General features: G+C 56.8%; 24 protein-coding genes. 5 read left to right on the forward strand and 19 right to left on the reverse strand.

The features are described 5' to 3' along the window. Positions 1–28: 28 nt before the first annotated feature. The 11 genes from tolA to HBN79_RS15260 form a co-directional block, all read right to left on the reverse strand. Positions 29–1,123 carry a cell envelope integrity protein TolA gene (tolA, locus tag HBN79_RS15210; RefSeq protein ID WP_133144214.1) on the reverse strand — a complete coding sequence of 365 codons (1,095 nt, stop codon included), beginning with the start codon at positions 1,121–1,123 and terminating at the stop codon, positions 29–31. Then, positions 1,123–1,575 carry a protein TolR gene (tolR, locus tag HBN79_RS15215; RefSeq protein ID WP_162200692.1) on the reverse strand — a complete coding sequence of 151 codons (453 nt, stop codon included), beginning with the start codon at positions 1,573–1,575 and terminating at the stop codon, positions 1,123–1,125. The genes tolA and tolR overlap by 1 nt, the downstream gene beginning before the upstream one ends. A 23-nt stretch (positions 1,576–1,598) precedes the next feature. Continuing rightward, positions 1,599–2,294 (reverse strand): protein TolQ, encoded by a 696-nt coding sequence (gene tolQ, locus HBN79_RS15220; protein WP_048363571.1) that lies wholly within the window; start codon positions 2,292–2,294, stop codon positions 1,599–1,601. Next, positions 2,284–2,751, reverse strand: coding sequence for a tol-pal system-associated acyl-CoA thioesterase (gene ybgC / locus HBN79_RS15225; protein ID WP_016782230.1), 468 nt, complete (start codon positions 2,749–2,751; stop codon positions 2,284–2,286). The genes tolQ and ybgC overlap by 11 nt, the downstream gene beginning before the upstream one ends. A gap of 137 nt (positions 2,752–2,888) precedes the next feature. Then, positions 2,889–3,947 (reverse strand): Holliday junction branch migration DNA helicase RuvB, encoded by a 1,059-nt coding sequence (ruvB, locus tag HBN79_RS15230; protein WP_095001776.1) that lies wholly within the window; start codon positions 3,945–3,947, stop codon positions 2,889–2,891. Continuing rightward, positions 3,948–4,556 (reverse strand): Holliday junction branch migration protein RuvA, encoded by a 609-nt coding sequence (ruvA, locus tag HBN79_RS15235; protein WP_095001777.1) that lies wholly within the window; start codon positions 4,554–4,556, stop codon positions 3,948–3,950. It abuts the gene before it with no gap. Positions 4,557–4,666: 110 nt separating this feature from the next. After that, positions 4,667–5,191 carry a crossover junction endodeoxyribonuclease RuvC gene (ruvC, locus tag HBN79_RS15240; RefSeq protein WP_029611572.1) on the reverse strand — a complete coding sequence of 175 codons (525 nt, stop codon included), beginning with the start codon at positions 5,189–5,191 and terminating at the stop codon, positions 4,667–4,669. 128 nt (positions 5,192–5,319) lie between these two features. Further along, positions 5,320–6,066 (reverse strand): YebC/PmpR family DNA-binding transcriptional regulator, encoded by a 747-nt coding sequence (locus HBN79_RS15245; protein WP_016782226.1) that lies wholly within the window; start codon positions 6,064–6,066, stop codon positions 5,320–5,322. Positions 6,067–6,175: 109 nt separating this feature from the next. Continuing rightward, positions 6,176–7,951: an aspartate--tRNA ligase gene (gene aspS / locus HBN79_RS15250; protein ID WP_016782225.1), complete on the reverse strand. Its 1,776-nt coding sequence runs from the start codon at positions 7,949–7,951 to the stop codon at positions 6,176–6,178. A 109-nt stretch (positions 7,952–8,060) separates the two neighbouring features. After that, positions 8,061–8,282 carry a zinc ribbon domain-containing protein gene (locus HBN79_RS15255; RefSeq protein WP_029611571.1) on the reverse strand — a complete coding sequence of 74 codons (222 nt, stop codon included), beginning with the start codon at positions 8,280–8,282 and terminating at the stop codon, positions 8,061–8,063. 180 nt (positions 8,283–8,462) lie between these two features. Beyond that, positions 8,463–8,825, reverse strand: coding sequence for a ribbon-helix-helix domain-containing protein (locus tag HBN79_RS15260; RefSeq protein ID WP_153399449.1), 363 nt, complete (start codon positions 8,823–8,825; stop codon positions 8,463–8,465). A 473-nt stretch (positions 8,826–9,298) separates the two neighbouring features. On the opposite strand from HBN79_RS15260, the gene HBN79_RS24070 reads away from it, so the two are divergent. After that, positions 9,299–9,901: a cold-shock protein gene (locus HBN79_RS24070; RefSeq protein ID WP_095001779.1), complete on the forward strand. Its 603-nt coding sequence runs from the start codon at positions 9,299–9,301 to the stop codon at positions 9,899–9,901. A 68-nt stretch (positions 9,902–9,969) separates the two neighbouring features. On the opposite strand, the gene HBN79_RS15270 is transcribed toward HBN79_RS24070, so the two are convergent. Further along, the gene (locus tag HBN79_RS15270; protein ID WP_095019267.1) at positions 9,970–10,176 is read right to left on the reverse strand and encodes a SlyX family protein; all 207 of its coding nucleotides are present in this window, start codon (positions 10,174–10,176) and stop codon (positions 9,970–9,972) included. A gap of 2 nt (positions 10,177–10,178) precedes the next feature. Next, positions 10,179–10,604 carry an HIT domain-containing protein gene (locus HBN79_RS15275; protein ID WP_169916863.1) on the reverse strand — a complete coding sequence of 142 codons (426 nt, stop codon included), beginning with the start codon at positions 10,602–10,604 and terminating at the stop codon, positions 10,179–10,181. Positions 10,605–11,385: 781 nt separating this feature from the next. On the opposite strand from HBN79_RS15275, the gene HBN79_RS15280 reads away from it, so the two are divergent. Then, positions 11,386–12,678, forward strand: a complete 1,293-nt coding sequence (locus HBN79_RS15280) for an OprD family porin (RefSeq protein WP_153399451.1) — start codon at positions 11,386–11,388, stop codon at positions 12,676–12,678. 268 nt (positions 12,679–12,946) lie between these two features. Here HBN79_RS15280 and HBN79_RS15285 read toward each other — a convergent pair whose 3' ends face one another. Both HBN79_RS15285 and HBN79_RS15290 read right to left on the reverse strand, forming a co-directional pair. Continuing rightward, positions 12,947–13,789, reverse strand: coding sequence for a mechanosensitive ion channel family protein (locus HBN79_RS15285; RefSeq protein ID WP_095019265.1), 843 nt, complete (start codon positions 13,787–13,789; stop codon positions 12,947–12,949). Positions 13,790–13,925: 136 nt separating this feature from the next. Next, positions 13,926–14,411 carry a YajQ family cyclic di-GMP-binding protein gene (locus tag HBN79_RS15290; RefSeq protein ID WP_007906601.1) on the reverse strand — a complete coding sequence of 162 codons (486 nt, stop codon included), beginning with the start codon at positions 14,409–14,411 and terminating at the stop codon, positions 13,926–13,928. A 115-nt stretch (positions 14,412–14,526) separates the two neighbouring features. On the opposite strand from HBN79_RS15290, the gene HBN79_RS15295 reads away from it, so the two are divergent. From HBN79_RS15295 to HBN79_RS15305, 3 genes are read left to right on the forward strand one after another with little or no spacing between them, the layout of a single operon-like run. Beyond that, positions 14,527–15,492, forward strand: coding sequence for a putative 2-dehydropantoate 2-reductase (locus tag HBN79_RS15295; protein WP_153399455.1), 966 nt, complete (start codon positions 14,527–14,529; stop codon positions 15,490–15,492). 47 nt (positions 15,493–15,539) lie between these two features. Continuing rightward, the gene (locus tag HBN79_RS15300) at positions 15,540–17,576 is read left to right on the forward strand and encodes an ATP-binding protein (protein WP_169916857.1); all 2,037 of its coding nucleotides are present in this window, start codon (positions 15,540–15,542) and stop codon (positions 17,574–17,576) included. A gap of 2 nt (positions 17,577–17,578) precedes the next feature. Then, positions 17,579–18,160, forward strand: coding sequence for a cob(I)yrinic acid a,c-diamide adenosyltransferase (locus HBN79_RS15305; RefSeq protein WP_095001786.1), 582 nt, complete (start codon positions 17,579–17,581; stop codon positions 18,158–18,160). A 159-nt stretch (positions 18,161–18,319) separates the two neighbouring features. On the opposite strand, the gene HBN79_RS15310 is transcribed toward HBN79_RS15305, so the two are convergent. The 4 genes from HBN79_RS15310 to secA form a co-directional block, all read right to left on the reverse strand. Beyond that, positions 18,320–19,264 carry a Nudix family hydrolase gene (locus tag HBN79_RS15310; protein WP_095021329.1) on the reverse strand — a complete coding sequence of 315 codons (945 nt, stop codon included), beginning with the start codon at positions 19,262–19,264 and terminating at the stop codon, positions 18,320–18,322. Further along, entirely contained in the window at positions 19,261–19,893 is a 633-nt protein-coding gene (locus HBN79_RS15315) for a glutathione S-transferase (RefSeq protein WP_153399457.1), read from the reverse strand. Before HBN79_RS15315 ends, HBN79_RS15310 begins: the two co-directional genes overlap by 4 nt. A 101-nt stretch (positions 19,894–19,994) precedes the next feature. Continuing rightward, a complete protein-coding gene (gene argJ / locus HBN79_RS15320) occupies positions 19,995–21,212 on the reverse strand; it encodes a bifunctional glutamate N-acetyltransferase/amino-acid acetyltransferase ArgJ (RefSeq protein ID WP_153399459.1) in 1,218 nt (405 codons plus the stop codon). 115 nt (positions 21,213–21,327) lie between these two features. Continuing rightward, positions 21,328–24,081: a preprotein translocase subunit SecA gene (secA, locus tag HBN79_RS15325; RefSeq protein WP_095001790.1), complete on the reverse strand. Its 2,754-nt coding sequence runs from the start codon at positions 24,079–24,081 to the stop codon at positions 21,328–21,330. Positions 24,082–24,343: the final 262 nt, after the last annotated feature.

Here is a 24,343-nt window from a genome sequence, read left to right on the forward strand (position 1 = left end):
ACGACCAGCAGTCCTCGAAAAAGTTTAATCACAAGGCTAGATCCTCAGGTGTGAATGTCATCTTGAACGATCGATAAGGATTAAAATCGCTGGGCTTCATACCCTGCATTTCCGTTAAACGGCCAATATTCTTGACCGCTGCCACTGCGGAGCTGTCGAACGGTCCGTCACCGCTGGATTTGGCAACCGTCACAGAGGTTACCGTACCATCTGGCAACATGCCGATCTGCAGCACCACTGTCATGTTTTTGCGCGCCGATGGCGGACGGGCCCACCCTTCTGCTGCACGAGCACGAATCAAGTCATCGAAACTGCCGGCGACCTCATCCCCTTGCTCATCTGCCAGCGCCTGCTGGCGTTGCGGCGTATCGGAAAGCAAATCAGCCAAGGCTTGCGCCTTTTTCTCTTCGGTCGATTTACGAGCTGCTTCCACGGCCTTTTTCTTGGCGGCATCGGCAGCGGCCTTTTTCTTCGCATCTTCGGCGGATTTCTTTTTCGCCTCGTCTGCTACGGCCTTTTTCTTGGCGTCTTCAGCTGCTTTTTTCTTCGCATCTTCAGCCGCTTTTTTCTTGGCGTCTTCCGCGGCCTTTTTCTTGGCCTCTTCTTCCGCAGCCTTCTTGGCCTCTTCCTCGGATTTTTTCTTGGCTATGTCAGCCAGTTTTTTCTCTTCGGCTTTTTTGGCTTCAGTGGCCTTTTTGGCATCATCGGCTTTCTTGGCTTCATCAGCCTTCTTCGCCTCGTCTGCCTTTTTGGCCTCGCTCGCTTTGGCTTCGTCAGCCTTCTTGGCTTCTGCAGCTTTTTCGGCAGCCTCTTCTTTCTTTTGTTCCGCAGCTTTTACAGCTTCCTGCTCAACCTTCTTTTGTTCCATCTGCTCGACTTCGGTCTGGCGCGCGGCGGATTTCTTCGCCTCACCCGCAATCTTTTGATTGGTCTGGGTGGTCGCCTGACTTTTGGACTTGAGCTGGTACAAGGTCGCCTGAACAATCGGTTTGGAAGGCGGCAGTTCCGGAGTCATGGCAAAGCTGACAAACAGCATGCCAAAAATCAGGACGTGCAACCCTACCGCCCAGACTGCAGGCCAAAAATAGTTTTCAGAGGCGGACGGCTCCCGCTGTTCGCGCATCAGGGAGCCTCGGTTATCAAGCCAACGTTACCGACCCCGGCCTTCTGCAGACCACCCATAGCCCCCATTACCGCCCCGTAATCCACGGTCTTGTCACCGCGAATAAACACCTGGGTGTGCTTGCCGCCTTCATTGCCTGCGCGGATGATCTTGGTCACGGCGTCAGTCATCTGGGGCAAGGTCATTGCCTTGTCCATCTGCTTGTCGGTGTCGACTTCGCTGCCAAGGTTCCAGAAATAGGTCTTGTCAGCCTTGATCGAAATGGTCAGAACCTGGGTATTGTTGTCTTGCGGCAAAGCCTCGCTGGAGACCTTGGGCAAATCAACCTTCACACCCTGGTTGAGCATCGGTGCGGTCACCATGAAAATGACCAGCAGCACCAGCATCACGTCGATGTAAGGCACTACGTTCATCTCGGCGACCGGCTTGCGCTTTTTACGCGCTCGAGCGATTAAAGCCATTGGAAATTACCTGCTTATTCTTCGCTGGTGTGCACTTTGCGGTGCAGGATCGCCTGGAATTCATCGGCGAAGGTGTAGTAGCGGCCGATCAGCGTTTCGCTACGGGCAGCAAAACGGTTGTAAGCAATAACTGCCGGGATGGCCGCGAACAAGCCGATGGCCGTTGCGATCAGTGCTTCGGCAATGCCTGGCGCTACAGTCGCCAGTGTCGCCTGCTGGGCAGTGGCCAGGCCACGGAAGGAGTTCATGATGCCCCATACGGTACCGAACAGGCCGATATACGGGCTTACGGAACCAACGGTGGCCAGGAACGGCAAGCTTTGCTCAAGCTTTTCTTCTTCACGGGAGATGGCCACGCGCATGGCACGCGCCACACCTTCCATAACCGCTTCAGGATCAACGCCCGGCTGCTGACGCAGACGCGAGAACTCTTTGAAACCGGCACGAAAGATTTGTTCCACGCCCGAGTCCGGATCCGGATTGCTACCTGCCTGACGATACAGTTTCGACAGGTCGATACCCGACCAAAAACGCTCTTCAAAGCTTTCAAGGGCACGTCGACCGGCGCGCAACATGGTGCTGCGCTGAAAAATCATGACCCACGAGGTAACCGATGCGGCCAGCAGGGTCAACATTACCAACTGCACAACAATGCTGGCATTGCTGACCAAGCTCCACATGGAGGAATGGTCGACGACGTTAGCTTCCACGCTTTATCTCCTGCTCTAAATGTTTACCCGCGCCGCTCACGTCGGCAAAGGCCGTACGTAGAGCTTCGGGAATGGCTCGGGGTTTAAAACTATCGGCGCGCACACAGGCCACCAAAAACTGCCCTTCACAGAGCAGCGTTGCATCTGCAGCCCGCCAGACCTGCTGCTTGAAACGCAGGCTGGCACGGTTGAGTTCCATCACTTGCGCACTTACCAACAGTTCGTCGTCCAGTCGCGCCGGTGCGTGGTAGCGCGCCTCGCTGGAATGCACGACAAATAACAGGTTCTCGCCTGCCAGCGCGGACTGGGCAAACCCCAATTCCCGCAGCCTTTCGGTTCGAGCCCGCTCCATAAACTTTAGATAATTTACGTAATACACGACGCCACCCGCATCGGTGTCCTCGTAATAAACGCGACAGCGATGTGCGAACGGCTCAAGCCTGTTTTGCGCGCGCATACTCTAGTGCTTACTCCTCAGGTTGCCAATCCGCCAAACCACTGTTTTTTACGCTTCTTGGCCTTTATGACCGAAGATTTTCAGCGCCAGTCCTTGAGACAGCAAAAACCTTAAAAAAATCGACCGCTAACGGCTTATTAATCATCCAAAGCATTCAGAAATTCGTCTACCACAGGCATATCGCCTAATCGTGACGGAATGTTTAAACCAAAGTGCAAATACGCATGCCGGGTCACAACGCGACCACGCGGCGTACGCATGATGTAACCCTGCTGAATCAGATACGGCTCCAGCACATCTTCAATCGTATGACGCTCTTCGCTGATTGCTGCGGCAAGGCTATCGACTCCCACAGGCCCGCCATCGAACTTCTCGATCATGGTCAGCAGCAATCGCCGGTCCTGATGATCAAAACCATGCTCATCTACGTCCAGCAGGTTCAACGCCAGGTCAGCGACCGGCTTGGTGATATGCCCCTTGGCACGCACCTCGGCAAAATCCCGCACACGACGCAGCAAACGGTTGGCGATACGCGGTGTCCCGCGAGCCCGCCGGGCAATTTCATACGCACCTTCAGGGTCGAGCGGCAAACCGAAGATACCCGCCGAGCGACTGACAATCGTCGCCAGGTCGTCAGTACTATAGAACTCCAGCCGCTGAACAATCCCGAAACGATCACGCAACGGGTTGGTCAGCATCCCGGCGCGCGTGGTCGCCCCCACCAGGGTAAAAGGCGGCAGATCGAGTTTGATGGAACGCGCAGCTGGCCCTTCGCCAATCATGATATCGAGCTGGAAGTCCTCCATGGCCGGGTAAAGCACTTCCTCGACAATGGGTGAAAGGCGATGGATTTCATCGATAAAGAGCACATCATGGGGCTCGAGATTGGTCAGCAGCGCAGCCAGATCACCCGGGCGCTCCAGAACAGGCCCGGAAGTGCTCTTGATCGATACGCCCATTTCCTGGGCGATGATGTTGGCCAGCGTCGTCTTGCCCAGCCCGGGTGGCCCAAAGATCAATGTGTGATCCAGCGATTCGGCACGCCCGCGCGCAGCCTGGATAAACAGCTCCATCTGCTCGCGAACGGTGGGCTGGCCAATATAGTCGGCCAGGCTCAGAGGCCGAATCGCCCGATCCTGAACTTCTTCCCGGTCCCGCCCGCTTGAGGCTGTAATCAGTCGATCAGCTTCAATCACTTAAATCATCCCCTTGAGGGCTCGGCGAATCATGTCTTCACTGCTCAACGTTTTATCCTTGATCGCAGAAACCGCCTTGCTCGCTTCCTGAGGCTTATAGCCCAGGGAGATCAAGGCACTCACCGCATCACTTTCAGCGCTGGCGACCGGCACCGGAGCATCCGGCTGATTAGGGACCAGGGCGAACATGCTGGGTACTTGCTCCCACGCCTTGAAACGATCCTTCAACTCTACCAGCAGTCGTTCCGCGGTCTTTTTGCCCACCCCCGGAACCTTGGTCAAGGCCGATGTGTCCTGAGCCTGCACACAGCGCACAAGCTCGTCGACTTCCAGGCTGGACATCAACGCCAGCGCCAGCTTGGGGCCGACGCCGTTGAGCCGGATCAGCTCACGAAAAAAGTCACGCTCGCGCTTGCCTATGAAACCATAGAGCAACTGGGCGTCTTCGCGAACCACAAGATGGGTATGCAGGGTCAGTGGCTCGCCGACAGACGGTAATCGATAAAGCGTGGTCATCGGTACTTCCAGCTCATAACCCAAGCCGTTTACATCGAGAATCAGGTGCGGCGGCTGTTTTTCAGCCAGAGTGCCGCGCAAGCGTCCAATCACGTTTCAGATCCTTTCACTGGCCAGATCAATGGCTGACAAATACAAAGACAGAGCCGCATCATTACAGATGAAGCCCTGCCAGGTAGCCCAATCCAGTTAAAAATTGCGTTTCACAGGCGCAAACGCCCGCCACGGCTACGGGCCGCACCCAGCCCGTGGGGCAGCAAGCTGGAGCGAGTGTGGGCATGGCACAAGGCAATCGCAAGGGCATCCGACGCATCGATTTGCGGCTTGCTGGTCAGCTTGAGCAGGTGCATGACCATCATCATCACCTGTTCTTTATTGGCGCCACCTGTACCCGCCACCGCCTGCTTGACCTGGGTTGCCGAATACTCGGCGATCTCCAGGTTTTCTTCGGCTCCCGCAACAATGGCCGCGCCCCTGGCCTGCCCCAGCTTGAGAGCCGAATCGGCATTGCGGGCCATAAACACCTTTTCGATGCCCATGGTGACAGGACCGTACGTCTGAATAACCTCACGCACCCCACGATAGACGATCTGCAACCGCTCATGCAGTTCGCCGCTCCCCGTACGAATACATCCCGAAGCCACGTACACACAGCCACGCCCAGTGTCTCGCACGACGCCATAACCGGTGATTCGCGAACCCGGATCGATACCAAGAATAAGAGTCATAACGCCTACAGCTTATGAAGTGATGCCCACCGGCACATACCCGGACAGCTTAAAGGCAGAAGCCGGAGGTGCCCAGCGCCGCGATTGTCGCGACGGAGCACCTCCGGCCTCTTGATTGACGCAATCGCTCAGGCAAGCTGTTCCAGGACGGCGTCAGGGATTTCAGCATTGGAGTAGACGTTTTGGACGTCATCCAGGTCTTCAAGCATGTCGATCAACTTGAGAACCTTTTCTGCGCCCTCCAGATCAAGCTCGGCACTGGTGGTCGGCAACATGACGATTTCAGCATCCGTCGGCTTGAACCCTGCCGCTTCCAGGGCGTTACGCACGGCATAGAAGCTGGAGAACGACGTGAACACATCGATGGAGCCATCTTCGTTGGTCACCACGTCGTCGGCATCGGCCTCCATCGCGGCTTCCATCAAGGCATCCTCATCAACGCCGGCTGCATAGGAGATCTGGCCCTTGCGCTCGAACAGATAGGCAACAGAACCGTCAGTACCCAGGTTGCCGCCACACTTGCTGAACGCATGGCGTACAGCCGCGGCAGTACGGTTACGGTTGTCGGTCATGCACTCGACCATTACGGCTACGCCACCCGGGCCATAGCCTTCGTAGCTCAATTCGACCATGTCATCGGTATCAGCCGCACCGGCACCACGGGCCACGGCGCGATCAATGATATCGCGACTCATGTTCGCCCCAAGGGCCTTGTCCAGCGCCAGACGCAGGCGCGGATTGGAACTCGGATCGCCGCCACCTTGACGGGCAGCAACGGTCAGTTCACGGATCCACTTGGTGAAAATCTTGCCTTTTTTGGCATCCTGACGCTCTTTGCGGTGCTTGATGTTCGCCCACTTAGAATGACCTGCCATAACGCACTCCGAATCCCTTTAAAAACCTTGCCAGGCCAAGGCCTGACAATAAAAATTCTCGACCCCAAATGCAAAGGCGCACCCGAAGATGCGCCTTTGAAGGTCAGACTTACTCTGCCTTGGCTTGTTCGCGCAAACGAATATGCAGCTCGCGCAACGCTTTGGCGTCAACCACGCCAGGTGCTTGTGTCATGACACAGGCAGCACTCTGGGTTTTCGGGAAGGCAATCACTTCACGAATCGATTGTGCACCGGTCATCAGCATGACCAGACGATCCAGACCGAAGGCCAGGCCACCATGGGGCGGCGCGCCGTACTTCAGGGCGTCCAGCAGGAAGCCGAATTTCTCTTCCTGCTCGGCTTCTTCGATACCCAGCAGGCGGAATACCGCTTGCTGCATTTCCTTGCGGTGGATACGGATCGAACCGCCACCCAGCTCGGTACCGTTCAAGACCATATCGTAGGCACGGGAGATCGCGGTTGCCGGGTTGGCTTCCAGCTCTTCAGGCGAGCACTTCGGTGCAGTGAACGGGTGGTGCAAGGCGCTGAAGCTGCCGTCGTCGTTCTCTTCGAACATCGGGAAGTCGACCACCCACATAGGGGCCCACTCGCAGGTCAGCAGGTTCAGGTCGTTACCCACCTTGATACGCAGCGCGCCCAGGGCCTCGCTGACGATCTTGGCCTTGTCGGCACCGAAGAACACGATATCGCCATCGACGGCACCGACGCGATCCAGGATCACGTTCAGGTTGGCCTCAGGGATGTTTTTAACGATCGGCGACTGCAGACCTTCCACGCCTTTGGCGCGCTCGTTGACCTTGATGTACGCCAGGCCTTTGGCACCGTAGATGCCGACAAACTTGGTGTAGTCGTCGATCTGCTTGCGCGGCATGCTTGCAGCACCCGGAACCCGCAGGGCCGCAATACGGCATTTAGGATCGTTGGCCGGGCCGCTGAACACTTTGAAATCCACGTCTTTGAGCTGATCGGCAACGTCAACCAGTTCCAGCGGGTTACGCAGGTCAGGCTTGTCGGAGCCGTAGCGGCGCATGGCCTCTTCGAAGGTCATGTGCGGGAATTCGCCGAATTCCAGATCCAGCACTTCCTTGAACAGGTTGCGGATCATGCCTTCGGTAAGGCCCATGATGTCTTTTTCATCGAGGAAGCTGGTTTCGATGTCGATCTGAGTGAACTCAGGCTGACGGTCAGCACGCAGGTCTTCGTCGCGGAAGCACTTGGCGATCTGGTAGTAACGGTCAAAACCGGCCACCATCAGCAACTGCTTGAACAGCTGTGGCGATTGCGGCAGTGCAAAGAACGAACCGGCGTGAGTACGGCTAGGCACCAGGTAGTCACGTGCGCCTTCAGGGGTGGCACGGGTCAGGATCGGTGTTTCAACGTCCAGGAAGCCGTTTTCGTCCAGGTAACGACGAATGCTGGTGGTCATGCGCGAACGCAGGCGCAGCTTCTCGAGCATTTCCGGGCGACGCAAGTCGATAAAGCGGTAGCGCAAACGGGTTTCTTCGCCGACATCCGAGAATTCGTTAAGCGGGAATGGCGGGGTTTCTGCTTCGTTCAGCACTTCCAGCTCATAGCCCAGCACTTCGATCATGCCCGACGCCATGTTGGTATTGCCTGCACCGGCAGGACGCAGACGTACCTTGCCGGTGATCTTGACAACATACTCGCTGCGCACACGGTCGGCAGCGGCGAAGGTCTCAGCGCGATCCGGGTCGAAAACCACCTGGGCCAGACCATCACGATCACGGATATCGAGGAAAATCACCCCACCGTGGTCACGGCGACGGTGAACCCATCCGCAAAGGGTAATTTCCTGGCCGTCCAGGCTTTCGTTCAGTTGGCCGCAATAATGGCTGCGCATCATGGTAGTGGTTTCACTTCTCGTAATTCGAAATTCGGTGGAGGTCTTGCGCACCGTCGGTGCTGGTAACCTTGCAAGAGCCCGCTTGTGTTCTGACTGCTTTCGCTAGACCTCAGTCGGATTTATCGCCGCCTGCCAGATTCTTTTTCGAGCCTGTCTTGAAGTCTGTTTCATACCAGCCTGTACCGCTAAGGCGGAAACCCGGCATGGACAGCATTTTCTTCAGCTCGGGGGCCTGACAGGCTGGACAATCAACCAGCGGTGCAGCGCTGATCTTTTGAATGGCTTCCAGCTGATGACCACAGGAAGCGCACTGGTAATCGTACATGGGCATTGGCGTGTCTCGACAATCCGTTAGCGGCAACCCTTAAGCAGGGCCGCACAGCAAAGAGCGAGATTATATCTGGTAAATCGAGCCATTGCAGCCGCATGAACAGCCAGAAGCGCCTAAATGCATCATAAATATTGGGCGATTACAAGCCGTCGAGCATGCACCTCCAGCCGGCTGCGGCCTTCAACCCGCAAACACCTGCTGCTGTTTTACCTCCTGAAGGCCGCGACCCATTTTCAACAAATGCATGACGCAGACGACCCGAATGAACCCACTGAAGTTCTTCACCCCGCCATGGCGCAAGTGAACCTCCAGGTCGATATAGGACAGCAGCGTATTTATTGAACACTTGTTGATACGTGACATATCGGACAACACCTCCCAATACACTTCCTCAAGCCGCAAACAGGTGGCAAAGCCATTCAACCGTACTGAACGTGATAATGGCCGGGCCAGCGTGATGCCAAAATCCAGAATGGCAGGGTCAATCCTGACCCTCTGCATTAATCTGCACCCGGCATTTTCTTGCCGCATCAATCGCCCCATCGCAAAAGCACTCCATTGCGCATCATTGGATTTGATTACTCTTTTTTCAAAGAACTTGCCTCATAAAACGACATGTAAAAATTCTTATCCAGCGGATCAAACCCGCAAATCTGTAGGAGCGCTCTCGCTACGTGCGGCGAATATGGTCATGGACGGAGCAGGCAGCACCCCCATCAGATCACACCACCCCCCAACCCCCAGACCAGAGGCCTACATGCGTCTAAGACAAGGCTTTCGTAATAAGCTGATTTTGCCTAGGCCTCATCGAACAGTCTCACTCACAGATAGACCCATACGCTTAATTTGAGTAGACCCAAGCTTTGCTGTTAAATAGGCAGCGTGTTGCCCAATTTTCGCCTCCGGCGAGGGCGCATAGGCTGATGAACTCACGTGTCCAGCGCCTCCATTTTTTCTGAAGCGAACCGTGCGCAATCAGCTCTTCCTTGCGATCTATCTTAATGTGAGTCATTGAAATGTTGAAAATCGTCCACCTGATAACGGGTGCAGCGGCTTTGCTGCTGTCCTTTATTCCCAGCCTGCAATCTGAAGCTTTACCTTACCTACAACATCCTGATGCCCTTTACCTGGCGTTTTTTGGCCTGCTGAACCTGACACTGGCCCCAGTCATTCCATTCTGGAATAAAGGCCCGCGCCATCAACTGCAGAATCTGGTCAGTGCGCTGCTGGTACTGTCCGTTGTCCTGCAGACCCTGACCCTGTTCGGCCTGCTGCTGCCGATTGGTGATCAGCCCGCTGTTCTCCTGGGCCTGACACCTGCTGTTATTGCCGTACTGCTTCATCTTGCTGTCAGCTTCTATAAATCGTCACCTTCGTCGTCCTCGCAAAGCTATGACATGACCAACCGCGATACAGGGACTGTCAAATGGTTCAACACCTCAAAGGGTTTCGGCTTTATCTCCCGAGATTCCGGTGATGATATTTTTGTACACTTCCGCGCCATTCGTGGCGAGGGCCACCGTGTTTTGGTGGAAGGGCAACGTGTCGAGTTCTCGGTCATGAACCGCGACAAGGGCCTGCAGGCCGAAGACGTGATCGCAGCATTGCCGCGCCGCTGATTCAAGCCTGAAAAAAAACCGCGATCAGCCAGGCTGAATCGCGGTTTTTTTATGCCTGCACAAAACAATCAATAGTGCGGTGGCGGAGCCTCTTCTTCAAACGACTCGAACTGCCCGCCCATTTCCTCCTGGCGCTTGAGCAAGGCGGCCATCTGCATCTGCAGACGATCCACGGTGTTCTGCTGGGCCACCAGTACATCATTCAATGCCTGAATGGTGTCATCCTGAAAAGCCACGCGGCTTTCAAGGTCCATCACTCGCGCTTCAAGCGTCACGATCAACCCTCCGAAATAGTAAAACTTGCATCAAGAGCCGATGCCAGCCTGTCCCGGATAGCACGCACCTCTGCCGGCGCATAGGGTTTTGCAGGATGCTTGCCCCAGACAGGCCCTGGCCATGCCACATCAGCCCGGTAACGAACAATCACATGCATGTGCAACTGACTGACGACATTACCCAGGGTGGCAACATTGATTTTATCCGCACCGTACGACTCTTTCAGCACCCGCGCCAAAGCCGTGGTCTCAGCCCACATCCGCTGTTGGTCGGCGTCATCCAATTGAAACAGTTCAGTTATACCCTCGCGTCGCGGCACCAGGATAAACCAGGGGTAATTCGAATCATTGGAAAGCAGCAAGCGGCACAAGGGGAAGTCCCCTATCAGCCAGGTATCCTCTTGAAGACGTGTATCCAAAGCGAACACTGGGAGCTCTCCTGTTTGACCGTTCATTTCAGCACAACCCGGCACCCGGTGACACTCACCGCAGGCCAGACGACAGGAATCAAGGATACCCTTGATTGCGACTGGCATCACGCCTCCAGCCCTGCACGCACCGCAAATGCGGCGCTGCACGCCCAAGCAACAGTGCTCGAACACTTATGCACCAAAACTGCACAAAGCGCATGTTTCAAGCGCGCCAAAACGTCACCTGCCACCCCAGCGGGTGTTAACCGGTAACGCTTAAGGCGTAAATCCGGGACAGGCACCACTCCTTGCAACAAAAAACAACACCCTGAAGGCAGCTTTATCGCCGTTTGACCCAAGCAAGATCAGGCCTCATAGCTCAAAAACGCAGAATATTATTTATTTTTCATCCAGGCAGGAATTTGAGCACGCTTGTTGCATAGATCATTGACACAGTCGCCAGGCCTGAGCAGGAGCACAGCAACCTGACGATAAATAACAATAGCTAAACAGTAGGAATTTTGAGTTTTCATTGTAGGCAACATGAAATCAATCATATGCCCAACACTGGAAACAGTACTGAATAGATGCTCAAACAAGGCTCTAAGCGGCGCGCTTGCGACATGTGGGGTGCCATTTGCGACATGGCTGTAAAGAAGCTGAAAGGTTATGAGAGCAAGTATCGCCAATATTGCCGGCGTGATATAAGTTTGCGCCGACACAAAAAGAAAGAGCCGCCCAGATAATAATTCAGGTGGGACGGCAGTACTCTTCCTAAAAACCAAAGGAGCAAATCACGATGCGCGTGATGAAGTGGAGCATGATCGCCCTGGCTGTTTCAGCCGGCACTACTCAGTTCGCAATGGCTTCGTCCCAGGACGACGCAAAAGGTTTCGTTGAAGACAGCACGCTGACTTCCAAAACCCGCATGCTGTACATGAACCGCGACTTCCGTAACGGTGCTGGCAACAAGAAGCAGGACGATGGTTCGTTCAAAAGCGGCTACCGTGAAGATTGGGGCCTGAGCGAGCTGCTTAACTACCAGTCCGGCTTCACCCAAGGCACCATTGGTGTCGGTGTTGATGCTTTCGCCATGGGTACTGCACGCTTGGATGGCGGTGCCGGTCGCCAGGGCAACGGCCTGTTCGCCAGCAAAAGCGATGGCTCCCCTGAAGATACCCAAGGGAAAATCGGCGGCGCGGTCAAATTCCGCCTGTCCGACACCGAGCTGAAATACGGCAACCAGTTCGTCGCCAGCCCGGTTTTCTCCACTGACGACAGCCGCCTGCTGCCTGAGGTTGCTACCGGCACCCTGATCACCAGCAAGGAAATCAAAGGCCTGGAGCTGACCGCAGGTCGCTTCACCGCACTGAGCTCCCAGACTGGCATGGCCCGTGACAGCATCAACGGCAAAGGTGAGCCAGGCCTGACCGCCGCCAATATTGCCGGCGCAACCTACCAGTTCACTGACAACTTCGTCGGCGGCATTGCCGCATCCGATGTTGATGACTACTTCAAGAAGCAGTACATCAACCTGAACTACACCCTGCCAATCGCAGAGTCTCAAGCCCTGAACTTCGACTTCAACGGCTACAGAACCTCGAGCCAGGGTCAGGAACGCGCCGGCGACGTTGACAACAAAATCTGGAGCCTGGCAGCCGCCTATAGCCTGGGCGCCCACAAGTTCACCATCGCTCACCAGCGCTCCACCGGTGACAGCGCTTACTACTACAGCGTAGACGGCGGCGGTACTATTTTCCTCGCCAACTCCGTGCAATATTCCGACTTCAACCAGCGTGACGAACGCTCCTGGCAGGGTCGCTACGACCTGAACATGGCCAGCTACGGCGTGCCAGGCCTGAGCTTCATGGCTCGCTACGTGAAAGGTGACAACATCTCCACCAGCACGGGCGAAGGCAAAGAGCACGAGTTCGACTTCGAGACCAAATACGTATTGCAGGAAGGCCCGGCCAAAGACCTGTCCTTGCGTCTGCGTAGCGCGGTTTACCGCACCAACGGCAACAACAGCGTGAACGGCACAGACAACAACGACGTACGTATCATTGCCGAGTACCCACTGAACATCTTGTAACCAAGGCCTAAGGGCTCTAGTTGCAAACACACTGTTTAGTGAAAGCCACGCACCTGTCTCAGGGCGTGGCTTTTTATTTGCCGACATAAAACCAAGTTATATAGCAAGCTAACTAACAGAGTCGAATGCAACTAATTATCAGTTATACATATATGTCCGATCTTGCATTCGCAGCGGCGACCACAAGCGACAAAAACAATTAAAGGGGCCTTAGCCCCTTTAATTGTTTATCCAGACCTGACTCAATAATCAGGTGCAGTTCCCAGCCTTATTGCGCCGCTACTTCCTGAACCACACGTACTACACGCTGCGGAAAAGGAATATCAATACCTTCAGCCTTTAAGCGGTCACGCGAATGCTCGTTGAGCATAAAGAGTACATCCCAGTAATCCGGGGTGTTGACCCAAACCCGCAGCGACATGGTGATAGCACTGTCGCCCAAGGCAGTCACCACAACGACCGGAGCAGGCTGCTTCAGCACGCGCGGGTCATCGGCCAGCGCCAACAACACTTCACGCACCTTCTGCAGGTCCGCCTCGTAGTCCACACCCACATCAAACACCACCTTGCGCGTCGGCTGACGGTTGTAGTTGGTGATGATGCCGTTGGACAGGTTACCGTTTGGCACGATGACGGTTTTGTTGTCACCGGTACGCAGCACCGTGTGGAAAATCTGAATGCTGTCGACAGTCCCGCTTACACCTTGAGCTTCGATCCAGTCACCGATCTTGAACGGGCGGAACAACAGAATCAGTACCCCACCTGCAAAGTTGGCCAGGCTGCCCTGCAATGCCAGGCCAATGGCCAGACCTGCCGCACCGATGGCTGCCACAAACGAGGTGGTCTGAATACCGATCATCGATGCAACACTGACAATCAGCAATATCTTGAGAATGATATTGGCCAGGCTGCTGATAAAGCCCTGCAGCGCAAGATCCGCCTTTCTCAACGCCAGCAACTGACCGATCTTGGTCGTCAGGCGGTTAATCAGCCACCAGCCGACAGCCAGGGTAACCAGTGCCAGCAGCACGCGACTGCCGTACTCCATGATCATCGGAACCCAGGCCTGGGAGGCCTTGATCAATTGATCAACTTCAGTGTTCAAATCCATTTTTATCTCCTCACGCCATTACCAGCCAGCGTCATTTATTCAGCAAAACGATCGAGCCACCCTGGCAGCTCAATCGTTTCTGCAGCGCCCAGGAAAATCGGACGTCAATGATCGCCAGAGGTTCCCCGGGTGGTGATCAGTCGCGGAAGTTGTTGAACTGCAGCGGCATGTCGAACGTCTTGGCACGCAACGCAGCGATGGCTTCCTGCAGGTCATCACGTTTTTTACCCGTGATACGCACTTGCTCGCCCTGAATGGCGGCCTGAACCTTGAGCTTGGCGTCCTTGACATGAGCGACGATCTTTTTCGCCAGCTCTTTATCAATACCTTCCTTGAGCACCGCTTCCTGCTTCATCAGTTTGCCCGAAGCGTAAGCGTCCTTGACCTCAAGGCACTGAACGTCGATCTTGCGCTTGACCAGTGCCAGCTTGAGGATCTCGATCATGGCTTCGAGCTGGAAGTCGGCTTCAGCGGTCAAGTTGACCGTCAAATCCTTTTCCTTGAACTCGAAAGTACCCTTGCCCTTGAGGTCATAACGACGATCCAGCTCCTTGACGGCGTTCTCGACGGCGTTGGTGACTTCGTGCTTGTCCAGTTCGGATACCACGTCGAACGACGGCATGTAATTCCTCCAATAATAAACGGCGCGCTCAACACTGATGGAGCACGCCTGACCTGACAGTTAAAATGCGCGGGCATTATAGCGGTTCTTCGACTTCATTCACTTGCGAGCTCACATGCCAGATTCGGCCATCCCCCAAAATCCCCCAAACGCACCGGCACGGGCTAGCACCACCTGGCACATTCTCGGTGCAGGCAGCATGGGGATGCTGTGGGCAACACGACTGGCACGCGCCGGCCTGCCCGTCACCCTCATTCTGCGCAACGACGACCGCCTGCAAGCCTATAAAGCCGTGCAAAAGTTGACCCTGATTGAAGGCGAAGATTCGCAACACTGGCCCATCAGCGCACAAACCCCTGAAACCGACGAGCCTATCCAGCGCTTGCTGGTCACCTGCAAGGCATACGACGCCGAGCAGGCGGTCAAGCAAATCGCCGGGCGCCTGAGCCCGGGTGCCGAACTGATCCTGTTGCAAAATGGCCTCGGCAGCCAGCAGGCCGTCGCTGCGCAGGTACCCCACGCGCGTTGCATCTTCGCCTCCAGCACTGAAGGCGCCTATCGCGATGGCGACTGGCGCGTAGTGTTTGCCGGGCGTGGCCATACCTGGCTGGGCGACCCACGTCATGGCCCTGCCCCTCAATGGCTGGAAGAGCTTCAACTCAGCGCCATTGCCAATGAATGGAGCCCGAATATTCTGAGCAGGTTGTGGCGCAAACTGGCACTAAACTGTGCGATTAACCCACTGACGGTGCTCCATGATTGCCGCAACGGCGGCTTGCAAGCCCATGATGCCGAAGTGAACACCCTGTGCGCCGAACTCAGCGCCTTGCTGGAACACTGCGGCCAGGCAGAAGCCGCCATCGACCTGGCCACCGAGGTGCACCGGGTCATCCAGGCGACAGCCAACAATTATTCATCGATGCACCAAGATGTCAGCCAGGGCCGGCGCACCGAAATCAGTTACTTGCTGGGCTACGCTTGCACTGCCGCCCGCAACCGATCGTTCGGCGTCCCCTGTCTGCAGGGTCTGCACCAACGCTTGAGCGAACACCTGCGCCAGCGCGGATTGCCCTGCAACTGAGGGCCGCGCTACCCTGCCCTTCTGTTCTTTTATCAAATGGCCATCTCATGCCCTTGCGCCAGCGCCTTGAAAACCTCCCGGTAGGCCAGAAGCTGCTGACCGCCCTGCTCGCCTTGCTGGCCACCGTATTGCTGGTGGCCAACTTGACGTTTATCAGCGTCGCGTACTGGATCTCCCACGAGAGCACGGCTCCGCAAGCCCTGCAAACCCTGGGCAAGCTGACCGCAAACCCCGACCTGATCACCCACGCACTGGACTCGCCGCAAAGCGCCAAAGCCCTGCTCAACGAGATCGGCAGCTACGCCCCCCTGCGTGCTGCCGCCATTTATGACAGCGCGGGCAACCTGCTGGGACAACTGCAACACGGCGAACACCTGCCACTTCCGGAGCACTATCGTCAACTTGAGGCCTGGAGCCTCACCGAACTGCGCAGCCATCAAATCACCCGCTTGCATAACGGCGACCAGCCCCCCGGGCATTTGTTGCTGATCGCCAGCAGCGAACTGCCAATGGCGTTCTATACCGGCACGCTAACGGCCAGCCTGGGCATTCTGATCATCAGCGCTTTGCTCTGGTTCGTGGTGGCGCGGCAGATCAAGCGCCTGATTACCCAGCCTATTCACCGCCTTGAAGAACTGTCCCGCCAGGTCACTCGCGAGGAGAACTACGCATTGCGCGCGGCGCCCGGCAACAACGACGAAATCGGTAGCCTGGCTGAGGCATTCAACACCATGCTGTCGCGCATTGAAGTACGCGATCAAGCGCTCAAACGCGCACGGGACGAGGCCCGCCAGGCGTACGATCAAGCGCAGTCGCTGGCCGAAGAAACCCGCAACACCAATCGCAAGCTGGAACTGGAAGTCCAGGTACGCAGCAAAATCGAGAAAAAACTTACCGGTTTTCAGAACTACCTCAACTGCATCATCGACTCCATGCCTTCGGCGCTGATTGCACTGGACGAACAGCTCTATGTCACCCAATGGAACCAGGAAGCCAGCGCCCTCTCCGGCACGCAGCTGGATGAAGCCCTGAACAAGCCCATCGAGCTGGCATTTGAACCTCTCAAGCCCTTCCTGCCGCAACTCAAAGACACCATTGAGCACCACCAGGTCGCAAAAATTGAACGCGTCACCTGGAATCAGGGCGAGGAAGCCCGCCACTATGCCCTGACCTTTTACCCCCTGATGGGCGGTGGTGGACGCGGCGTGGTGATCCGCATCGATGACATCACCCAGCGCCTGTCGCTGGAAGACATGATGGTGCAATCGGAAAAAATGCTTTCCGTAGGCGGGCTGGCTGCCGGCATGGCTCACGAAATCAACAATCCGCTGGGAGCGATCCTGCATAACGTACAGAACATTCGCAGGCGCCTGTCGAGCGAGTTGCCCAAGAACATCGAACAAGCCGAGCAGACCGGCATCGACCTGGAGGTGGTCAACCACTACCTGCAGGCCCGGGAAATCCCGCAACTACTGGATGGCATTCAACAGGCCGGTGCACGCGCGGCGAAAATTGTCACCCATATGCTCAGCTTCAGCCGCCGCAGCAACCGGCAGATGAGCCCCTGTGATCTGTCGGCCCTGATTGACCAGGCTCTGGACATCGCCAGCAATGATTTCGACCTGGCCATTGGTTTTGACTTTATGGGACAAGCCATCACTCGCCAGTTCGACCCGCAACTGGGACCGGTGCCCGGCATCCCCAACGAACTGGAGCAGGTGCTGCTCAATTTGCTGAAGAACGCCGCCCAGGCCATTCATCAACGTGCCGATCAGAGCGAGCCGGGACGCATAACCCTGCGCACCAGGCTCAACCTGCCCTGGGCGGAAATACAGGTCGAAGACAACGGTGCCGGTATGCCCGAGGCGGTGCGCAAACGAATTTTCGAGCCCTTCTTCACCACCAAGGAAGTTGGCCAGGGCACAGGGCTTGGCCTGTCCGTGTCGTACTTCATCATTACCAACAACCACAAGGGCCAAATGGAAGTGCACTCAACCCAGGGCCAAGGCACCTGTTTTACCCTGCGCCTGCCCTTGGCCGGCAACCAGCCGGCCTCCCCCGAACCAACCAACGTGGAAATGTAACCATGGGCTTTCGCTTATCGAAAATTTATACCCGCACCGGCGACAAGGGCGAAACAGGGCTTGGCGACGGTCGCCGTGTGCCCAAGGATCACCCGCGCATAGAAGCCATCGGCGAAGTCGATACGCTTAACAGCCAGGTCGGCCTGCTCCTGGCCGGGCTCATCGAGCACAGTGCCAGCCAGCCGGGGCTCAACGAGCTGATCGAGGTGCTTGAGCCGTGTCAGCACCGTTTGTTTGACCTGGGGGGTGAGTTGGCGATGCCGGAATATCAGGCACTTAACGCTGCCGAGATCGAACGGCTTGAAACTGCGATCGATCGCTGGAATGAGGAGCTGGGGCCACTGGAGAACTTCATTCTGCCCGGCGGCTCGAGCCTGATAGCCCAGGCCCATGTTTGCCGCAGCCTGGCACGTAGTGCCGAACGCCGCTGCCAGCAGCTCAATGCATTGGAGCCACTGGCAGGTGTGGGGCTGGCGTATATCAATCGCTTGTCTGACTTGCTGTTTGTCGCCGCGCGCCTGATTGCCAAGCGCCAGGGGGTTGCAGAGATCCTGTGGCAGGCGGCAGCCAAACCAAAGGCTTGATGTCGTTCATTTGTAGTCGCTCTACTCGTCAGCGACTACAGGAAAAACTGAATCTGTGGGAGCGAGCCTGCTCGCGAAGGTCGTTCGCGAGCAGGCTCGCTCCCACAACCAACAGAACGTGCATGCCGTCGCGGGACCCGCAACAGCCTCCGAATCACATCAAACCTGCGGCCAGAACGCCCGAATACCCGCCACGCCCTGGGCACCGATCTGCCACGCCTGCTGGCGATCATCCGGGCCGAGCCCACCCAGCAAAAATACCGGCCTGCTGAAATTGGCGATCAATTGCTGCGCCTGCTCCCAGCCCAGTGGCTGTGCATCAGGGTGGGTCTGCGTCGCCAGCACCGGCGACAGGGTCACGAAGTCCACATCCATCTGTTCAGCCAGCGCCAGCTCCTCGGCGTTATGGCATGAAGCTGCCAGCCAGCGGTCTTTTGGCAATGGCCGACCCTTGGCGGCGTACTTGCGCAATTGCGCGGCCGTCAGATGCCAGCCGGCCGAAGGAAAATCCCCCAACCACTCCAACGGCCCCTTGAGCATCAATTGCGCCTTGCCGGCACACAAGCCGGTCGCGTCCACCGCCAGGTCGCGGTACTTGGGGTCGTACCCATTGGGGGCACGCAACGAAATCAGCCTGATCCCGCCTGCAATCGCCTTCTGGATACCGCGCAACAGCTCAGGGGTCTCCAGCTCATCCGGTGTGATCAGGTACTGATCGGGCAAGCGGGCAGCGGCCACAATGGGCTGATTGGCGTCAGGGAACCTGTAGTCCACCAACTCGCGCTGACTGACCCAAGCCAGTGGCTGACCTTCTACGCCATGAGGTTCGCCGGAAAACGCCGAAACTTCCCATACATCCAGCAGAACCTGCTTATCCGGATAGTCATGCTGAACCTTGATCAGGGGCCGGGCCACCTCGACCGTAATGCCCAACTCTTCTTTCAGCTCGCGCGCCAGTGCAGCTTCGACCGATTCCCCGGCCTCGACCTTGCCGCCGGGAAATTCCCACAGACCGCCCTGATGCTGAGTGTCAGCGCGACGAGCGATCAGAATGCTGCCGTCTGTGCCTCGGATAACGGCCGCAGCCACATGAACTCGTTTCACCCTTGTACTTCCTCTAATCCGGCCTGTTGCCAGGCTTTGAACGCAGGCCATTGATAAATGGCGTCGATATACGCTTGATCTTCTGCTGACAGCTCCACGCGATAAGTGCGAAGGCGCACAGCCACCGGCGCGAAAAACGCATCAGCCACACTCAACCGCCCGAACAGGTACGGCCCGCGTTCGCTGGCCACAGCACGGCACTCTGCCCACAAGGCAATGATGCGCTCGATGTCGGCCTGAGCCTCGGCCGGCATGGGTACCAGCGCATGATCATGGCTCAAATCAAATGGCAGATTGCCCCGCAACGCAAAAAAGCCGCTGTGCATTTGTGCACAGGCCGATCGGGCCTGGGCCCGTGCCTTGATATCTGCAGGCCATAACTGGGCCGCAGGGAAACGCTCATTCAGATATTCGGCAATCGCCAGCGAGTCAGCGATGGTGCCATGTTCGGTCTTGAGCAACGGTACTTTACCCGCTGCCGAGTGTTGCAGAATCAGTGCCCGGGTATCCGGCTGACCCAGTTTTATCAGTGTCTCGGTGTAGGCAGCACCCGCCAGATCCAGCGCCAGTGCGCCACGCAGGGACCACGAAGAGTGCAACTTGTCGCCAATGATCAGGTGGAAGCTCATACACAGACACCTTGAGAATTAGGGGGTAAATCTGATGCCCTCAAGGCATCACGGTGCTGCCCGCGCAGGATCGGCTGACAACCCCGTGATGTCGAGACGACTTAGGTACGGTACTCGGCGTTGATTTTCACGTATTCGTGGGACAGGTCAGTGGTCCAGATAGTCTCGCTGCAGGTACCACGACCCAATTCGATGCGGATGGTGATTTCTTCGCGAGCCATCACTGCCGAGCCCTGCTCTTCGGTGTAAGTGGCCGAACGGGCGCCGCCGCTGGCAATGCACACTTCACCCAGGAACACGTCAATCTTGCTGACGTCCAGATCCGGCACGCCTGCGCGGCCCACTGCAGCCAGAATGCGGCCCCAGTTCGGGTCCGAGGCAAACAGCGCGGTCTTGATCAGCGGCGAGTGTGCAACGGTGTACCCCACGTCCAGGCACTCCTGGTGATTGGCGCCGCCATTTACTTCAACGGTGACAAACTTGGTCGCACCCTCACCGTCACGCACGATGGCCTGCGCCACCTCCATGCAGACTTCCAGCACCGCCCGTTTCAACGCGGCAAACAGCGGGCCGCTGGCTTCTGTAATTTCAGGCAGGGCAGCCTTGCCGGTGGCAATCAGCATGCAGCAGTCGTTGGTCGAAGTATCGCCATCGATAGTGATGCGGTTGAACGACTTGTTCGCACCGTCGAGCAGCAGGTTTTGCAACACGTCGCGGGCAACTTTGGCGTCGGTGGCGATGTAGCCCAGCATGGTGGCCATATTTGGACGAATCATGCCCGCACCCTTGCTGATACCGGTCACGGTGATGGTTACGCCTTCATGCTCGAACTGACGGCTGGCACCCTTTGGCAGGGTGTCGGTGGTCATGATGCCGGTTGCAGCCTCGGCCCAGTTGTTCTCGGACAAATCGTCCAGCGCGGCTTGCAATGCGCCTTCGATCTTCTCGACAGGCAGCGGCTCGCCGATCACCCCGGTGGAATACGGCAGCACGGCACTGGCATCAACGCCGGTCAGTTCAGCCAGCCTGGCGCAGGTCCGGGCTGCAGCGATCAGCCCCGGCTCACCGGTACCGGCGTTGGCATTGCCCGTGTTGGTCAGCAAATAGCGAACCGGGCCTTGCACACGTTGTTTGGCCAGAATCACAGGGGCCGCGCAAAACGCATTCAGGGTGAAAACACCCGCCACGCTGGAGCCTTCGGCGCAGCGCATAACCACCACGTCCTTGCGCCCTGCGCGCTTGATACCGGCAGAAGCGATACCCAGTTCAAAACCGGCCACCGGGTGCAAAACAGGCAAAGGACCAAGACCAACAGCCATGACGCGCTCCTAAAAAGTTCTGTGCGCCGCCGCAAAAGGACGGGAATTCAATGGTAAAACGCCGCGACGGCTAATGCCGGTCGCGGCGCAGGTGTTTCAGCAGGTGAAGCGGGCTTTAGTTGATTTGCCCGTGACAGTGCTTGTATTTCTTGCCCGAGCCGCAGTGGCACAGCTCGTTGCGACCCAGCTTCTGCTCGCTACGAACAGGCTCGGTTGCCGCCACAACATCTTCGACGTCAGCACCTTGCAGCACCTGGGCCATTGCCTCCGGCTGGTCAAGGCCCGGCGCTTCAGCATGCTGGAACTGCATGCGCGAAGCCAGGTCTTCAGCTTCCTGGCGCAGGCGCGCCTCCTCTTCGACCGGGTCTTCACGACGAACCTGTACGTGGGACAACACACGGATCGAGTCGCGTTTGATCGAATCAAGCAGCTCGGAGAACAGGTTGAACGACTCGCGCTTGTACTCCTGCTTCGGGTTCTTCTGCGCATAACCGCGCAAGTGGATACCGTGGCGCAGGTGGTCCATGGTCGACAGGTGGTCTTTCCACAGGTCATCCAGAACGCGCAGCACAATCTGCTTCTCGAACGTGCGCAGTGCTTCAGCACCGGCCTGCTCTTCTTTCTCGTTGTAAGCTGCAATCAATTCAGCCAGCAGCTTCTCACGCAGGGTTTCTTCGTACAGGTGATCATCTTCGTCGAGCCATTGCTGGATCGGCAGTTTCACCCCGAAGCCGCTTTCGATGGCCGCTTCCAGACCTTTGACGTCCCACTGTTCCGGCAACGATTGTGGCGGAATATGAGCGCTTACGGTGCTGTCCAGTACATCCTTGCGGAAGTCGGCGATGGTCTCACCGATGTTGTCGGCTGCCAGCAACGTGTTACGCATGTGATAAATCACTTTACGCTGTTCGTTGTTGACGTCATCGAACTCCAGCAATTGCTTGCGGATATCGAAGTTGCGACCTTCAACCTTGCGCTGGGCCTTCTCGATCGCGTTGGTCACCATGCGGTGCTCAATCGCTTCGCCGGACTGCATGCCCAGGGCCTTCATGAAGTTCTTCACCCGATCAGAGGCGAAGATACGCATCAGGCTGTCTTCCAGCGACAGGTAGAAACGGCTGGAACCGGTGTCACCCTGACGGCCGGCACGGCCACGCAGCTGGTTGTCGATACGGCGCGATTCGTGACGCTCGGAAGCGATCACATGCAGGCCACCCGACTCCAGCACCTGCTGGTGACGTTTTTGCCAGTCGGCCTTGATCTGCGCGATCTGCTCAGGTGTAGGGTTTTCCAGGGAAGCTACTTCCACTTCCCAGTTGCCGCCCAACAGGATGTCGGTACCACGACCGGCCATGTTGGTTGCAATGGTCAACGCGCCCGGACGACCGGCCTGTGCAATGATTTCTGCTTCTTTTTCGTGGAACTTGGCGTTCAGAACCTTGTGCTCGATGCCTTCCTTCTTCAGAAGGTTGGACATGTGCTCGGAGGTTTCGATGGTTGCCGTACCCACCAGCACCGGACGACCCTTGGCCATGCAGTCCTTGATGTCGGCCACGATTGCCGCGTACTTCTCGTCCGCAGTGAGAAACACCAGGTCGTTGTAGTCTTTACGCGCCAGCGGCTTGTTCGGCGGGATGACCATTACCGACAGACCGTAGATCTGGTGGAATTCAAACGCTTCGGTGTCTGCTGTACCGGTCATGCCCGACAGCTTGTTGTACAGGCGGAAGTAGTTCTGGAAGGTGGTCGAGGCCAGGGTCTGGCTCTCTGCCTGGATATTCAGGCCTTCCTTCGCTTCGATCGCCTGGTGCAGGCCTTCGGACAGACGACGACCCGGCATGGTACGCCCAGTGTGTTCGTCGACCAGCAATACCTGACCGTCTTCAACGATGTATTCAACGTTGCGATGGAACAGCTTGTGGGCGCGCAGTGCAGCGTACACGTGGGTCAACAGGCCCAGGTTGTGCGCCGAGTACAGGCTTTCGCCTTCGGCGAGCAGGCCGATCTGGGTCAGCATGTCTTCAACGAACTGGTGACCGGCTTCGTTCAGCTCAACCTGGCGGGTCTTTTCATCGATGGTGAAATGGCCAGCCTTGGTGACTTCGCCTTCCACTTCCTCGATGTGTTGCTCAAGGCGAGGGATCAGCTTGTTGATTTCAATGTACAGCTTGGAGCTGTCTTCAGCCTGACCGGAGATGATCAGCGGAGTACGGGCTTCATCGATAAGGATGGAGTCGACTTCGTCGATTACGGCGAAATTAAGCTCGCGCTGGAATTTTTCTTCCATGCTGAAAGCCATGTTGTCACGCAGGTAATCGAAACCGAACTCGTTGTTGGTGCCGTAAGTGATATCGGCAGCATAGGCTTCGCGCTTTTCCTGAGGTGGCTGGAACGGTGTCACGACACCGACCGTAAGGCCCAGGAACTCGTAGAGCGGGCGCATCCAGTTGGCATCCCGGCGAGCCAGGTAGTCGTTCACGGTTACCACGTGAACGCCCTTGCCCGACAATGCGTTGAGGTAAACGCCCAGGGTTGCTACCAAGGTCTTGCCTTCACCCGTACGCATTTCTGCGATCATGCCTTCATGCAAGGTCATGCCGCCGATCAGCTGTACATCGAAGTGACGCATGCCCATGACACGCTTGCCGGCTTCACGGCAGACCGCAAAGGCTTCTGGCAGCAGTTGGTCGAGGGTCTCACCTTTGGCTATGCGGGCCTTGAACTCTTCGGTCTTGGCGCGCAATTGCTCATCGGTCAGGGCAACCATCTGCTCTTCGAAGGAATTGACGACCTGTACTGTCTTGAGCATGCGTTTAACTTCGCGCTCGTTCTTACTTCCAAAAAGTTTCTTTAACAAAGGCGCAAACATATCGGCAGGATCTTCCACACATAGGGATGGAGGGCGGCCCCGAGAGTCGCCCGAGCAGCCCTGATGGCCGCATGCGAACGAGCATTCTACCCGGAAACGGCGGTGAGGAAAGTGGCGTTATTCCACGATACTGGTACTGCGTTGTGAAGGGGCCTCCCTAAAATAAGGGCTTTTTGCTGAACTTCAACCCGTTTGCACAAGAAGTTACTCATTGATTTCATAAATAAATTCAGATTTACCTTAGCCCGGACCAGTGAGAGGC

Source organism: Pseudomonas sp. WS 5051, assembly GCF_012985715.1.
GTDB lineage: Bacteria > Pseudomonadota > Gammaproteobacteria > Pseudomonadales > Pseudomonadaceae > Aquipseudomonas > Aquipseudomonas bubulae.